General features: G+C 71.0%; 14 protein-coding genes. 9 read left to right on the top strand and 5 right to left on the bottom strand.

Features of this window, described 5'->3' with window-relative positions; translation table 11 throughout:
* Position 1: 1 nt before the first annotated feature.
* Positions 2–961 carry an LmeA family phospholipid-binding protein gene (locus ACTJI8_RS04650; protein ID WP_440732221.1) on the top strand — a complete coding sequence of 320 codons (960 nt, stop codon included), beginning with the start codon at positions 2–4 and terminating at the stop codon, positions 959–961.
* 3 nt (positions 962–964) lie between these two features.
* Here the strand turns inward: ACTJI8_RS04650 and ACTJI8_RS04645 are convergent, their stop codons facing one another.
* Both ACTJI8_RS04645 and ACTJI8_RS04640 read right to left on the bottom strand, forming a co-directional pair.
* A complete protein-coding gene (locus ACTJI8_RS04645; protein WP_440732220.1) occupies positions 965–2,005 on the bottom strand; it encodes a YhjD/YihY/BrkB family envelope integrity protein in 1,041 nt (346 codons plus the stop codon).
* 232 nt (positions 2,006–2,237) lie between these two features.
* Positions 2,238–2,627, bottom strand: a complete 390-nt coding sequence (locus ACTJI8_RS04640; RefSeq protein ID WP_440732219.1) for a VOC family protein — start codon at positions 2,625–2,627, stop codon at positions 2,238–2,240.
* Between the two features lie 157 nt (positions 2,628–2,784).
* Here ACTJI8_RS04640 and lysA point away from each other — a divergent pair, with 157 nt between their 5' ends.
* The 5 genes from lysA (at position 2,785) to prfA (ending at position 9,814) form a co-directional block, all read left to right on the top strand.
* Entirely contained in the window at positions 2,785–4,251 is a 1,467-nt protein-coding gene (gene lysA / locus ACTJI8_RS04635) for a diaminopimelate decarboxylase (protein WP_440732218.1), read from the top strand.
* A complete protein-coding gene (locus ACTJI8_RS04630; RefSeq protein WP_440732217.1) occupies positions 4,248–5,567 on the top strand; it encodes a homoserine dehydrogenase in 1,320 nt (439 codons plus the stop codon). The genes lysA and ACTJI8_RS04630 overlap by 4 nt, the downstream gene beginning before the upstream one ends.
* Positions 5,568–5,590: 23 nt before the next feature.
* Positions 5,591–6,526, top strand: coding sequence for a homoserine kinase (thrB, locus tag ACTJI8_RS04625; protein ID WP_440732445.1), 936 nt, complete (start codon positions 5,591–5,593; stop codon positions 6,524–6,526).
* Positions 6,527–6,723: 197 nt separating this feature from the next.
* Positions 6,724–8,688: a transcription termination factor Rho gene (rho, locus tag ACTJI8_RS04620; protein ID WP_440732216.1), complete on the top strand. Its 1,965-nt coding sequence runs from the start codon at positions 6,724–6,726 to the stop codon at positions 8,686–8,688.
* Between the two features lie 46 nt (positions 8,689–8,734).
* On the top strand, positions 8,735–9,814 hold the full coding sequence (gene prfA / locus ACTJI8_RS04615; protein ID WP_440732215.1) for a peptide chain release factor 1: 1,080 nt from the start codon (positions 8,735–8,737) through the stop codon (positions 9,812–9,814).
* Between the two features lie 27 nt (positions 9,815–9,841).
* Here the strand turns inward: prfA and ACTJI8_RS04610 are convergent, their stop codons facing one another.
* Entirely contained in the window at positions 9,842–10,906 is a 1,065-nt protein-coding gene (locus ACTJI8_RS04610) for a DNA polymerase IV (protein ID WP_440732214.1), read from the bottom strand.
* A 58-nt stretch (positions 10,907–10,964) separates the two neighbouring features.
* Between ACTJI8_RS04610 and ACTJI8_RS04605 the strand changes: the two genes are divergently transcribed.
* Entirely contained in the window at positions 10,965–11,387 is a 423-nt protein-coding gene (locus tag ACTJI8_RS04605) for a hypothetical protein (protein ID WP_440732213.1), read from the top strand.
* Between the two features lie 24 nt (positions 11,388–11,411).
* On the opposite strand, the gene epsC is transcribed toward ACTJI8_RS04605, so the two are convergent.
* On the bottom strand, positions 11,412–11,996 hold the full coding sequence (epsC, locus tag ACTJI8_RS04600) for a serine O-acetyltransferase EpsC (RefSeq protein ID WP_440732212.1): 585 nt from the start codon (positions 11,994–11,996) through the stop codon (positions 11,412–11,414).
* Positions 11,996–12,934, bottom strand: coding sequence for a cysteine synthase A (gene cysK, locus ACTJI8_RS04595; protein WP_440732211.1), 939 nt, complete (start codon positions 12,932–12,934; stop codon positions 11,996–11,998). The genes epsC and cysK overlap by 1 nt, the downstream gene beginning before the upstream one ends.
* 138 nt (positions 12,935–13,072) lie before the next feature.
* On the opposite strand from cysK, the gene prmC reads away from it, so the two are divergent.
* Together prmC and ACTJI8_RS04585 are read left to right on the top strand one after the other, a co-directional pair.
* Entirely contained in the window at positions 13,073–13,930 is an 858-nt protein-coding gene (prmC, locus tag ACTJI8_RS04590) for a peptide chain release factor N(5)-glutamine methyltransferase (RefSeq protein WP_440732210.1), read from the top strand.
* A 76-nt stretch (positions 13,931–14,006) separates the two neighbouring features.
* A complete protein-coding gene (locus ACTJI8_RS04585) occupies positions 14,007–14,681 on the top strand; it encodes an L-threonylcarbamoyladenylate synthase (protein WP_440732209.1) in 675 nt (224 codons plus the stop codon).
* Positions 14,682–14,703 lie beyond the last annotated feature (22 nt).

Here is a 14,703-nt window from a genome sequence, read left to right as displayed (position 1 = left end):
CGTGAGCGGCGCGGAGGAGGGTACGCACCCGACGGAACCGTATCCGCGGGACCTCGGTTCCGAGCACCCGACGGTGCCGCTGCCGCCGACCGGCGGGTCGCAGACGACCGCGGCTTTCGGGAGCGCGGCGCCTGGCGCCGCGCTCGATGCGGGGCTCCCACCTCGACCCTCGCTGCCGTCGGCACCGGTCGCCGTGCCACCGCCGCGCCGGCGTGCGCGCTGGCCGTGGGTGCTGGGGATCGTCGTGGTCGTGCTCGCGGCCCTCGTCGTGGGCGGCGAGTTCGTGGCGCGCGCCGTCGTCGCGCAGCAGATCCGCTCGCAGGTGATCACGGCGCTGAAACTCCCCGCCGACCAGCAGATGGACGTGAACGTGGGCGGGATCGTACTGCCGCAGCTCGTGGCGGGTCGGCTGGACGACGTCCGCATCTCCTCGAAGAGCGTCGCGATCGGTCCGATCACGAGCGCCGTCCAGGTCGATGCGACCGGTGTGCCGATCCGCGGCGGCGCGCTCGGCGCCGCGAAGGGCACCTTCCGCATCACAGGCGATCAGCTCGAGAAGGCGATCACGGCGGCTGCCGGATCCACGCCGATCGAGTCCGTGACGCTGGACGGAGAGGACCTCGAGGCGACCGGATCCGTCAAGCTCTTCGGCGCCACCGTGCCGCTCGCGCTCGCGCTGACCCCGGGGGCTGCGGGCGGCGAGCTCACCTTCACGCCGACCTCGGCGACGATCGGCGCGCTCACCGTCGATCCCGACACCATCGCATCGACCCCGTTCGGGGCGGCACTGAAGCCCTTGTTCGCGACGCAGAAGCTCTGCATCGCCGACCGGCTGCCGGCGGGCGTGCACCTGAGCGGACTTCGCGTGGTTGCCGGCGCGCTGGTGGCGACGTTCTCCGCGGACAGCGCGATCACGACGGATCCGACACTGCTCGAGAACGGCACCTGCCCCGCGTCGTAGCCGTCAGGATCCGGCGTGCTCCGTCGTGACCTGCTCGCGCGCTGCGTCGCGCTCGGCCGTGGTCGCGGTCAGCAGCCGCTCGGCCCGGTCCAGGCGCCGCTCGGCGAACGAACGAGGCCTGCCGGTCGCCCTGTCCTCCGCGTCCTCGACGCCGGTGATGATCCACGCGCTCGCGAACAGCACGACCTGCGCGGACAGGTTCAGCCACAGCAGCAGCGCGATCAGCGCCGCGAAGGAGGCGAGCAGCGGGTTCGACGCGGCTCCGCCGACGAAGAGCGTGGACAACTGCTGCAGTACGAGAAGACCGAGGCCGCCGAGCGCGGACCCCGCCCAGAGAGTGCGGGCGCCCGCGCGCACTCCGGAGAGCACCGCGAACAGCGCGGCGATGAGCGCGGTGTCGAGCGCGAACACGACGACAAGCGACAGGATCCGCTCGATCCACGCGGTCGCGGGCGAGTGCCGGAGGCCCAGCAGCTCCGCGATCTGGTCCAGGCCGACCGAGCCGACCACCGTGGCGGCCGCGCTCAGCGCGAAGCCGACTCCGATGCCGAGCGCAAGCCCGAGGTTGCGAGCGATCACCCAGTACCACTGCACGTCGTCGGCGAGCGCGCCGGCGAGCATGCGCAGCGCGATGCGTAGCGACCCGATCGCGCCGAGTGCCGCGCCGACGAGTCCCGCGAGCGAGACGACACCCGCGACCGACAGTCCGGCGGGTGCGGCGATCCTGTTCGGATCGATGAGGCCGCCGTGGCCGACCAGCCCCGGGACAGCGGAGTCCACGGTCCGGACGAGAGCGGCGAGGGCCTCGGGATTGCCCGTGAGCCACAGCCCTGCGGCCGAGAACCCCAGCAGAACGGCGGCGAACAGGCTGAACAGCGCGCGGTAGGTGATGCCGTCGGCCAGGGACGGCCCGTGCTTCTCGGAGTACAGCAGCCAGGTGCGTGTGACGCGCCAGCGGAGCACGCGGCCCAGCAGCGCGTCGATCGTGCGCGGCAGCCAGGGCTTCTGTGCCGGAGTGCGCTCGGAGGCGGTCATGGTGCCCATCCTCCGAGCGTAGCGAGACGCGGATGCCGGTTCGAAAGCCCGTGACGAGGCGGCCGTTCCGTGTCGCCTCACCTCGCAGAAGCGCGCTGAACGGGCCGAGGTCGCGGGACGGAGAGCGCGGACAGTCGTACGCCTCGCACGGAGTCGTACCTCTTCGTCGGAGGGAGTCGTCGAATTCCTCCGATCGAAGCGCACATCTCCGACGGAAGGGCACCGCGGGCGCCGACGGATCTCAGGATTCCGCGACGACCTCGACCTTGAATCCCTCACTGTTCTCAAGCCATCCCGCGTAGTGATCCGGACCGCCGGCATGCGGGTACCGGTCGACGTACAAGGCGCTCCAGCCGTGCTGCGGTGCCGCGGCCATCAGTCGGTCGACGTCGCTCCGGGACCCGCCGTGGAAGGCCAGGTGGTTCAGGCCGGGCAGCCGGCGGTCGTGGCCGGTTCCGTGCAGGGCAGGGGCCGAGCAGATCGTGAGGTACGCGTCTCCGTTCCGCCACGAGCGGCCCTCAGTCCAGGCCTCCGCCGACGCGAAGCCGATCCGTCCGAGCAGCCAGTCCCATCCGGGGGCGGAACGTGTGACGTCCTGCACCCAGAGTTCGACGTGATGGAATCCGCGCATCCGCTCATCCAACCAGACTCGCCACCGTGCCGCGCGGCCCCGTCCCGGGACGTCACACCCGTCGGGGCGGACCGATGCGGTGCCTTAGAATTCTCAGAACTCGGCACGCTCTGGGCCGGGCTCGAACACCCGAGACACACACGACGATTGGTGCCCTGTGCTTCCCGCATCGCCCGACGCGCTCGCCCCGGACTGGCTGAAGGAACCGGCTGATCCGAACGATCTCGCCCCGGGGGTGTGGCCGGCTTCCGCACGGCGCGACGCCGACGGAGAGCTGCAGCTCGGCGGCGTCGGCGTCGCTGAGCTGCGCGCACGTTTCGGCACCCCGCTCTACGTGCTGGACGAGGGCGAGGTGCGTGCCCACGCGGCCAGGATCAAGGCTGCCTTCGACGTCGCGGCGGCCGCTCACGGCACCAAGGCGCGCGTGTATTACGCGGGCAAGGCGTTCCTCAGCACGGAGGTCGCGCGTTGGGTCTCCCAGGAGGGCCTGCGCGTCGACGTCTGCAGCCGCGGCGAGCTCGAGATCGCGCTGGCCGCCGGCATCAAGCCGTCGCGGATCGGCTTCCACGGCAACAACAAGACCGTCACCGAACTGGAGCGCGCCGTCCAGGTCGGTGTCGGCACGATCATCGTCGACTCCGCTATCGAGATCGAGCGCCTCGGCGCGATCGCCGAGCGTCGCAGCGCCGGCACGGGATCCGACGGATATGTGCAGCGTGTGCTGCTGCGGGTCAACAGTGGCGTGCACGCGGAGACGCACGACTTCCTCGCCACGGCGCACGAGGACCAGAAGTTCGGCATCCCGCTGGAAGCCGCGCCCGCCCTCGTCGAGCGGATCCGTGAGATCCCCAGCCTGAAGCTGCGCGGTCTGCACTGCCACATCGGATCCCAGATCTTCGGATCCGCCGGCTTCGCAGAGTCCGCCTCGCGCGTCGTCGAACTGCACGCCGAGCTACGCGCGGGCGGGGAGCTGCCCCTGCTCAACCTCGGCGGCGGCTTCGGTATCGCCTACACGGCCGCCGACGATCCGACGCCGATCGAGGAGCTCGCCACCGCCATCGTCGAGGCGGTCGCCCGCGAGTGCGAGGTGCGCGGGATCCCGCTCCCGACCCTCGCGTTCGAGCCGGGACGCGCCGTCGTCGGTCAGGCCGGTGTGACCCTGTACCAGGTCGGAACCACCAAGGAGGTCTCGCTCGGCGAACGAGGGGGGCGCCTCTACGTGAGCGTGGACGGCGGTATGAGCGACAACGCCCGCCCTGCGCTGTACGGATCCGAGTACTCGGCGCGCATCGCCTCACGGGAGGGCACCGGCGCACCGGTGCTCGCGCGGGTCGTGGGCTCACACTGCGAATCGGGGGACATCGTCGTCGATCACGAGTACCTCCCCTCCGACGTCACTCCGGGCGACCTGCTCGCGGTGCCGGCGACCGGCGCGTACTGTCACGCGCTGTCCAGCAACTACAACCACACCCCGCGTCCCGCGGTCGTCGCCGTGCGCGACGGTCACGCGCGGGTGATCGTCCGGGGGGAGACCCTCGACGACCTCCTCTCCAGGGATGCCGGCATCGCCGCTCCGCGGACGAAGGAGCGCACCGGTGCCCGCACCGGAGAAGGAGAAGCATGACGGAACTCGACGGCACCCGCCGCACCCTCCGCGTCGCCCTGCTCGGGGCTGGATCCGTGGGATCCCAGGTCGCGCGCCTGCTCCTCGAGCATCAGGGCGACCTCGCCGAGCGCAGCGGCGCCCGGCTGGAACTCGCCGGGATCCTCGTCCGGGACGTCGATGCGCCGCGCGACGCGGAGCTGCCGCGCGAGCTGCTCACGACCGATGCCGAGGTGCTGATCCAGAGTGCGGATATCGTGATCGAGCTCATGGGCGGCATCGAGCCGGCGCGCGGCTACGTGCTCCAGGCGCTGCGCAGCGGGGCCGACGTCGTCACCGGCAACAAGGCGCTGCTGGCCACGCACGGCGCGGAGATCTTCGAGGCTGCGGATCAGGTCGGCGCATCGGTGTCGTACGAGGCGGCGGTCGCCGCCGCGATACCGATCATCCGCCCGCTGCGGGACTCGCTCGCCGGCGACCGCATCAAGCGGATCTTCGGAATCGTCAACGGCAGTACGAACTACATCCTCGACTCCATGGACCGCCAGGGCCTGAGCGCCCAGGAGGCGCAGCAGATCGCCACCGACCTCGGGTACCTCGAGGCCGACCCCACGCTCGATCTCGAGGGCTACGACGCGGCCCAGAAGGCTGCGATCCTCGCCAGCCTCGCGTTCCACACGCAGGTCTCGATCGATGACGTGCATCGCCAGGGCATCGAGTCCGTCACCGCCGACATGATCGCCGACGCCCGTCGAGCGGGCTATGTGATCAAGCTTCTCGCCGTGTGCGAGCGTCTGACCGAGGACGGCGGCGACGCCGTCTCGGTGCGCGTGTACCCGGCGTTGATCGACCGGGAGCACCCGATGGCCAGCGTGCACGGCGGCAACAACGCCGTCTTCGTGGAGGCCGAGGCCGCCGGCCCGCTCATGTTCTACGGTGCAGGTGCGGGCGGCGTGCAGACCGCGTCCGCCGTTCTGGGCGACGTCGTCTCGGCCGCACGCCGGCACATCGCCGGCGGTGTCGGCGTGGGGGAGTCGGCTCGGCAGAATCTGCCGATCGCGCCGTTCGGACACATCACCACGCGTTACCAGATCACGATCGAAGTCGCCGACGTCACGGGAGTGCTCGCCACGGTGGCCGGGATCCTCAGCGACCACGGCGTCTCCATCGCCACCGCGCTGCAGACCATCGAGCGGGGCGAGCAGAGCAGCACAGCCCGCCTCGTGATCGGCACCCACCGCGCCACCGAACAGGCTCTCAGCGAGACGGTCGCCCGCCTCGCCGACAGCGACGCCGTCACCCGCGTGGTATCGGTGCTGCGGGTCGAGGGGGAGTGACGGTGAACGCTGCGACCGGCCCGATGCCGGGGCGCACCGTCGAGGTGCGCGTCCCCGCCACGAGCGCCAACCTCGGCCCCGGGTTCGACACCCTGGGCCTCGCGCTGAGCATGTACGACGAGCTCGAGGTCACGGCACTCGAGCCGGGACGGATCGAGGTCGAGGTCTCCGGATCCGGCGCCGATGAGATCGCCCGTGACGCTTCCAACCTCGTCGTCCGATCGATCGCCCACGTTTTCGCGGATGTCGGCGTCACGATGCCGGGGATCCGTCTCGTGGCCCGCAACGGCGTGCCGCACGGTCGCGGGCTCGGCTCGTCCGGCGCCGCGGTCGCGGCCGGCGTGCTGGCCGCGAAGGGCCTGCTGAACGGGATCGTCGAGCTCGACGACGACGCGCTGCTGCGTCTTGCGACGGAGCTCGAGGGGCATCCAGACAACGTGGCTCCCGCGCTGTTCGGCGGGCTGACCATCGCATGGACGGCTACGCGCGGACCGCAGCACAAGAAGCTGCTCGTGCACCGCGGCGTCTCGCCGCTGGTGCTGGTGCCCGGCTACACGATGTCGACCAAGGCGGCGCGCAGCCTGCAGCCCGAACAGGTACCGAGCGAGGACGCGGTGTTCAACGTCTCCCGTTCCGCGCTGCTCATCGCCGCGCTCACGCAGAGCCCGGACGTGCTGCTGGACGCCACCGACGACCGTCTGCACCAGGACTACCGCGCTCCCGCGATGCCCGAGACGAACCGGCTCGTGCGCGCGCTGCGCGCCGAGGGATTCGCGGCGGTGGTCTCCGGCGCCGGCCCCAGCGTGCTGGTGCTGTGCGACGGACCCGGCAGCCGCCTCGACGCGGTGCGGATCGCCGAGGCTGCCACGGACACTCCGTGGATCCCGCAGATGGTCGCCGTCGATGTGCGAGGTGGTACAGTGAGGGAACGAGCGGAGGGTTCTTCGTCACAATCGTGATCCCGACCCGCGACGCACTTCATGCGTCAGCCGCACAGCACCCGAAACCGCACCACGAGCCGGTCACCGAGCTCTCTGCGAGCGTGTTCTCCGGGTGGCATGCAGGGGACAGCCTGTTCTCGGCATGATCGTGCGGTCGCGCCCCGGCATCTGCCGTGTGCGCGTCGAATTTCCCACGACTTACAAGAGGAGTACTCGTGGAGACTATCTCCGAGACCCAGATCGAGACCTCGGCTCCGGCCGGGCAGGCGTCCGCCGAAGACGCACCCAAGGCCCCGCGCAAGCGCGCTCCGCGCCGCGCGACCACGGCCACCGCTGCCGCGAAGGCCGCGGAGGCTGCGGAGTCCGCGCCCGCAGGCGGGGAGGCATCGCCCGCCGCCGAGACACCGGCCGAGGACGCTCCGAAGGCCAAGGCCCCGCGCCGCAGCCGTGCGAAGAAGACCGAGGAGGCTCCCGCCGAGACGGCCGCCGCCGACGCTGCCCCTGCCGCCGACGCTGGCCCTGCTGCTGACGCCGCCCTCGCGGCCGACGCGTCGGCCGAAGAGGCCCCGAAGGCGCGGGCCCCGCGCCGCAGCCGTGCGAAGAAGACCGACGACGCCCCGGCGGAGTCCGGCGAGGCGGCGCCGGCTGAGGCCGCAGCCGAGCCGGTCACGAAGGAGGCGCCCGCGGACGCGGCGCCTGCCGACGCGCAGCCTGCCGACAATTCCGCCGACGGCGGCGAGGAGACGAGCGGCCGCAGCCGCAGCCGGTCCCGCTCGCGCAGCCGCAACCGCAACGGAGGCCAGGACGGCCAGAGCAACGGTGGCCAGAACAACAACGGCCAGAGCAACAACAACGGCCAGAACAACAACCAGGGCGGCCGTGGCGGCGCTCAGGACATCGACGAGGACGGCGGCACTGGCCGCGGCCGCCAGCGCAACAAGCGCCGGGGCGGTCAGAACCAGAACGTCGACGAGTTCGAGACCGAGATCGGCGAGGACGACGTCCTCATCCCGATCGCGGGCATCCTCGACGTGCTCGACAACTACGCCTTCGTGCGCACCACCGGCTACCTCTCCGGCCCCAGCGACGTGTACGTCTCGCTCGGCCAGGTGAAGAAGTACAACCTGCGCAAGGGCGACGCCGTCATCGGTGCGATCAAGCAGCCCCGCGAGGGCGAGCAGCAGGGCCGCCAGAAGTACAACGCGCTGGTGAAGGTCGACTCGGTCAACGGCCTGAGCACGGAGGACGCCGCGAACCGCGTCGAGTTCTCCGCCCTCACCCCGCTCTACCCGCAGGAACGCCTGCGCCTGGAGACGGCGCCGGAGAAGCTCACGCAGCGCATCATCGATCTCGTCGCCCCGATCGGCAAGGGCCAGCGCGGCCTCATCGTCGCGCCCCCGAAGGCCGGCAAGACGATCGTGCTGCAGCAGATCGCCAACGCGATCGCGCAGAACAACCCCGAGGTGCACCTCATGGTCGTGCTCGTCGACGAGCGCCCCGAAGAGGTCACCGACATGCAGCGCACGGTGAAGGGCGAGGTCATCGCCTCGACCTTCGACCGTCCGGCAGAGGATCACACCACCGTCGCCGAGCTCGCGATCGAGCGTGCCAAGCGCCTGGTGGAGCTGGGGCGCGACGTCGTCGTGCTGCTCGACTCGATCACCCGCCTCGGCCGCGCGTACAACATCGCCGCTCCGGCCTCCGGCCGCGTGCTCACCGGCGGCGTGGACGCATCGGCGCTCTACCCGCCGAAGCGCTTCTTCGGCGCCGCGCGCAACATCGAGAACGGCGGATCCCTCACGATCCTCGCGACCGCACTGGTGGAGACCGGATCCAAGATGGACGAGGTCATCTTCGAGGAGTTCAAGGGCACCGGCAACAGCGAGCTGCGCCTGAGCCGCGCGCTGGCCGACAAGCGGATCTTCCCGGCCGTGGACGTCAACGCGTCCTCGACCCGCCGCGAGGAGATGCTGCTGAGCCCCGACGAGGTCAAGATCACCTGGAAGCTGCGCCGTGCCCTCGCCGGGCTCGACCCGCAGCAGGCGCTCGAGGTCGTCCTCGGCAAGCTCAAGGAGACCGACTCGAACGTCGAGTTCCTGCTGCAGATGCAGAACGCGCAGCTGGGGAAGCCCTCCGCGGGCACCGGCCACAGCCACGCGTCCGAGAACAGCATCCGCTGATCCGCGCAGCCTGAACGCTGCCTCATCCGGGAGGGATCCGGTCGTCATGTTCGAGCAGGTCGAGTCGCTGCGCGACGAGCACCGCAGGGTGGAGAGAGAGCTCTCCGACCCTGAGGTGCACGCCGACGCGGCGCGGGCGAAGCGGGTCAACCGCCGCTACGCCGAGCTCAGCCGCATCGTGAAGGCGCATGACGACTGGATCGCCGCCGGCGAGGATCTCGAGACCGCGCGCGAGTTCGCCCGCGAGGACGATTCGATCGCGGCGGAGATCCCCGGCATGGAGGAGGGGCTACAGGCCGCCCAGGAGAAGCTCCGGCGCCTGCTGATCCCTCGGGATCCGGATGACGCCCGTGACGTGATCATGGAGATCAAGGCGGGGGAGGGCGGAGCCGAATCCGCCCTCTTCGCCGCCGACCTGCTGCGCATGTACGTGCAGTACGCGGCGTCCAAGGGCTGGAAGACCGAGCTGCTCGATCGCACCGAATCGGATCTCGGCGGTTACAAGGACGTGCAGGTCGCGATCAAGGGATCCTCCACGGACCCCTCCCAGGGCGTCTGGGCCCACCTCAAGTACGAGGGCGGCGTGCACCGGGTGCAGCGCGTACCGGCGACCGAGTCGCAGGGCCGGATCCACACGTCCACCACCGGGGTGCTGGTGTTCCCCGAGGTGGATGAGCCCGACGAGATCGCGATCAACCAGAACGACCTCAAGATCGACGTGTTCCGTTCCTCAGGGCCTGGCGGCCAGTCCGTGAACACGACGGACTCCGCGGTGCGCATCACGCACGTGCCGAGCGGGATCGTCGTGTCCATGCAGAACGAGAAGTCGCAGCTGCAGAACCGTGAGGCGGCCATGCGGGTGCTGCGCGCCCGTCTGCTGGCCAAGCAGCAGGAGGAGCTCGACGCCGCGGCCTCCGATGCGCGTCGCTCGCAGATCCGCGGCATGGACCGCTCCGAGCGGATCCGCACCTACAACTTCCCCGAGAACCGGATCGCGGATCACCGCACCGGGTTCAAGGCCTACAACCTCGATGCTGTGATGGACGGGGCGCTCGAGCCGCTCATCGAGTCCGCGATCCACGCGGACGAGGAGGCCAGGCTCGCCGCCCTCGGCACCGAGGACTGACCGCCCGACACCCTGGAGAGCGTTCCGTCACCACGCTCCGCGCGTGGGTGTGCGTCCTTCGCGCGCGTCGTCCGGCAGCGCCATTTCGGCACGCATCCCCAGCAGCCGCACCGGCCGGTCGGGCTCTATCCGGGCGATGAGCTCCCGTGCCTTCGCGATGACGAGATCGCGGTCGACGGTCTCCTGGATCCGCTTGGTGAACGTCTTCGTCGTGAACGGGGCGTAGCGCACCTTCAGCCCGAGGCCGATGACGGGCCGTCCGTCCTCGGCGACGCCGTCCAGAACCTGTTCGAGCAGCGTCAGTGCGGCCTGCTCGATCTCCGCGCGGTCGGCGAGATCGGTCTGGTAGGTCGTCTCACGGCTGTGCCCGCGCGCGACCCAGGGGGTGTCGTCGACGACGGCGGATCCGCCGCCCTGTCCGAGTTCGCGGTACCAGAGCCCCATCCGCGGGCCGAACTCGGCGACGAGCCCGTCCTCCGGCGCGGTCGAGAGTTCGGCGACCGTGCGGATCCCGAGCGCCACGAGGCGCTTCGACACCTTCGGGCCGACGCCCCAGAGCTCGATCACGGGGCGTTCGCCCATCACGTCGTCCCAGTTCTCGGCCGTGAGGCGGAACACGCCCCGGGGCTTGCCGAACCCGGTCGCGATCTTCGCCCGTACGAGCGTGTCCCCGATGCCTACGCTGCAGTGCAGTCCGGTGCACTCCAGGACGGCATGCTGCAGGCGCCGCGCGTACGCCTCAGGATCGTCCGTGTCGACGCCGACGAACGCCTCGTCCCAGCCCAGCACCTGCACCACGGCGCCCGGCTGGGCCCGCACCGCCGCCATCACTTCGGCGGAGGCGGCCAGATACGCGGGCGCGTCCACCGGCAGGATCACCGCATCCGGAGCCTTGCGAGCCGCGATCCGCAGCGGCATCCCCGAGCCCACGCCGAACGCGCGCGCCTCGTAGGACGCCGTCGACACCACCGCGCGCTCGGTCGGATCGCCGCGACCGCCCACGATGAGCGCAAGCCCGGCCAGCTCGGGACGGCGCAGCACCTCGACGGCCGCGATGAACTGGTCGAGGTCCACATGGAGCACCCAGCGCATGCCCCGACAGTACGCGTCGCGAGCGGGGCGCGCACCCGTGCCCCGCTATGCTCCGGCCATGAGCCTCTTCCTCACGCGCACCCTGATCTTCGTGGCATCCTCCGCGATCGGCCTCATCGTGGCCGATCTGCTGCTGACGGGTTTCACCATCGAGTGGAGCAAGTGGTGGGGCTTCGTGCTGTGCGTGCTCATCTTCACGGTGCTGCAGAGCCTGCTCGCGCCCTGGATCACGTCCATGGCCAACCGCTACGCGCCGGCGCTGCTGGGCGGGATCGGCATCATCTCCACCTTCGTGGCGCTGCTCATCGTCGTGCTGCTGCCCATCGGCGGCCTGCGGATCACCGATGCGCTCGGCTGGGTGCTCGGACCGGTCGTGGTCTGGATCATCACGGCGGTTTGCACCGTCGTCCTGCCGCTGCTGCTGATCAAGCGGGAGGTGCGCGAAGCGGCGGCGCTCAAGGCCGCGGCCAAGAAGCGCTGACGAGGAGGCCCCGCGGGGGCGAGGTCAGATCGAGTAGTCGGGCACCGACAGGATCCTCGCCGTGTTCTCTCCCTCGACACGAGGTCTGGCCCTGGCGGGAACCCCGGTGAGCACGGAGTCGGCGGGCGCGTCCTTCGTGACGACGGCGTTGGCGCCGATGGCGGAGCGCGCACCGATGACGACGGGGCCGAGGATCTTCGCTCCTGCGCCGACCACGACGCCGTCCTGGAGCGTGGGGTGGCGCTTGCCCGCGTCGCGGGTGCGGCCGCCGAGGGTGACCCCGTGGTAGAGCATCACATCGTCGCCGACCTCGGCGGTCTCACCGATCACGACGCCCATGCCGTGGTCGATGAAGAAGCGACGGCCGATCGTGGCGCCGGGGTGGATCTCGACGCCGGTCAGCCAGCGGGCGACCTGCGAGCCCATCCGTGCCGGGAAGCGCAGTCCGCGCGTCCACAGCGCATGGTTCACGCGATGCGCCCAGATGGCGTGCAGACCCGGGTAGAGCAGGGCGATCTCGATCCCGCCACGTGCGGCGGGGTCGCGGAGACGGGCGGATGCGATGTCTTCGCGCATCCGCCCGGCCCACGACATGCCAGAGTGCGGCATCAGTCCTCGCGCAGGTCCTCGAACAGGGCGGTGGACAGGTAGCGCTCGCCGGTGTCCGGCGCGATCACGACGATGGTCTTGCCCGTGTTCTCGGGGCGTGCGGCGACCTTCAGCGCCTGTGCGACGGCTGCGCCGGCGGAGATGCCGACCAGCAGCCCCTCCTTCGCCGCCAGGTCCCGGGCGGTGCTGAGGGATTCCTCGAAGCCGGCGGTGATGATCTCGTCGATGACGTCGCGGTCCAGGATCGCGGGGACGAAGTTCGGGCCGATGCCCTGGATCTTCGCCGGGCCGGGGTGCCCCTCGCTGAGCAGGGGGGAGTCGGTCGGCTCGACGGCGATGACCTTCACCTCGGGGTTGGCCGCCTTGAGGGCCTGACCGGTGCCGGTGATGGTGCCACCGGTGCCGATGCCCGCGACGAAGAAGTCGACGTCGCCGTCGGTGTCGCGCAGGATCTCCTGCGCCGTGGTCTCGCGGTGGATCTGCGGGTTCGCGGCGTTCTCGAACTGTCGGGCCCAGACGGCCCCCGGGGTCTCCGCGATGATCTCCTGCAGCTTCTCGATCGCGCCCTTCATGCCCAGGGTCGGGTCGGTCAGCACGAGCTCTGCGCCGAACGCCTTCAGCAGCACGCGGCGCTCCTTCGACATGGAGGAGGGCATCGTCAGGATCACGCGGTAGCCACGCGCGGCGCCCACCATGGCCAGGGCGATGCCGGTGTTGCCGCTCGTCGCCTCGACGATCGTGCCACCGGGCTTCAGCTCGCCGGAGGCCTCCGCGGCGTCGACGATCGCGATGCCGATGCGGTCCTTGACGCTCGAGGCCGGGTTGAACGACTCGAGCTTGACCAGCACCGTGGCGCCGAGGCCCTCGGTCACGTGGTTCAGCTTGACGAGCGGGGTGTTGCCGAACGTGCTGGTGATGTCGGAGTGGATGCCTGCCATGAGGGACCTTTCGATGGACGCACTTCTTCGGGGTTGCCACGATCCCATCCCGCTTCCGACGGGGACACGATCGAGCACAGCCTAGGACGATGGCGTGTGGGCCCGGTGAATGTGACGCCCGCATTACGCTGGACGTCTATGTCCGTGCCCCTTGCCGATGCCCTCCGCCGCGCCGCCACGACCCTCGGCGACGGCGGCGTCCCGGATCCCGTCGTCGACGCCGAGCTCCTGGCCGGGCACGTCCTCGGGCTCGGTCGCGGCGCCGTCCAGGCGGCGATGATCCGCGGAGACGTGCTGACCGATGCGGACGAGGCTGCCCTGGACGCGCTCGTCGCACGCCGTGCCGCGCGGGAGCCGCTTCAGCATCTCACCGGCATGGCGCCGTTCCGCCACCTCGAGCTGGCGGTGGGGCCCGGTGTGTTCGTGCCGCGCCCGGAGACCGAGATCGTCGCGCAGTTCGCCATCGACGCGCTGCTCGCGACCGCCTCGCCGGTTCCAGTCGGCGTGGATCTGTGCACCGGATCCGGAGCCATCGCCCTCGCTCTCGCGACGGAGGTGCCGCACGCACAGGTGCATGCCGTCGAGCTCTCGCCCGAGGCGCACGCCTGGGCGCTGCGGAACACGGCGGGGCAGGAGAACCTCGCCCTGGTGCTCGGCGACCTCCGCTCGGAGCTGGGGGAGTTGGACGGCACGGTCGACGTGGTCATCTCCAATCCTCCGTATGTGCCGGACGATGCCATCCCGCGCGATCCGGAGGTGCGCCTTCACGACCCTGCGCTCGCGCTGTACGGCGGCCCCGACGGACTCGACGTGGTGCGCGCGATCAGCCGCCGCGCCTGGGCGCTGCTGCATCCCGGCGGGACGCTCGTGCTCGAGCACGCGGAGGTGCAGGGCGACGCGATCCGTGAGCTCCTCGCTGCGGACGGCTGGCGCGCGACGGCGACGCACCGCGACCTGACCCAGCGCGACCGCGCGACGACGGCGATCCGCCCGTAGCCGGATCCGCCGGCGCGGAGAGATCCGCACGCCCGCTCAGGGCGCACGGCGCCGCGCCCCGTAGACTGGGCCGGTCATGTCCTCAGTCTTCGATAGCCGCGACGCGGATCAGATCCTCACCGGTATGCGCCAGGCCCGTCTTGCCATCGGCCGCGGCGAGCTGGTCGTGCTGCCCACCGATACCGTCTACGGCGTGGGCGCCGATGCCTTCAGCCCCGCCGCCGTGCAGCGCCTGCTCGATGCGAAGGGGCGAGGGCGCCAGCAGCCGCCGCCCGTCCTCGTCGGCAGCACTGCCACTCTCGCCGCCCTCGTGGAGACCGTGCCGGAGCCGGTGCAGCGTCTGGTCGACGAGTTCTGGCCCGGCGGGCTCACGATCGTGCTGCCCGCGCAGCAGTCCCTGGTCTGGGATCTGGGCGAGACCCACGGCACGGTCGCCGTGCGGATGCCCGACCACCGGGTCGCGCTCGCCCTGCTCGAGGAGACCGGCCCGCTCGCAGTCTCCAGTGCGAACCTGACCGGGGAGCCGGCCGCCGTCGAGGTCGATCAGGCCAAGGGCATGCTCGGCGACAGCATCGAGGTCTACCTCGACGCAGGTCCCGCGACCCGTGGCGTCGCCTCCACGATCGTCGACGCCACGTCGCTCGTGCGCCCGGGGGGCGAGGACGCGAAGGTGCGCGTGCTCCGCGAGGGTGCGGTCTCCCGCGACGAGCTCGCCCGCGTGCTCGGGGACCTGCTCGACGAGCAGCCCTGATCCCGGCCGGAGGAGAGCGACC

The sequence above is a fragment of the Microbacterium sp. 22303 genome, assembly GCF_052045265.1.
Classification (GTDB): Bacteria; Actinomycetota; Actinomycetes; order Actinomycetales; family Microbacteriaceae; genus Microbacterium.
This window is presented reverse-complemented; position numbering and strand designations above follow the sequence as displayed.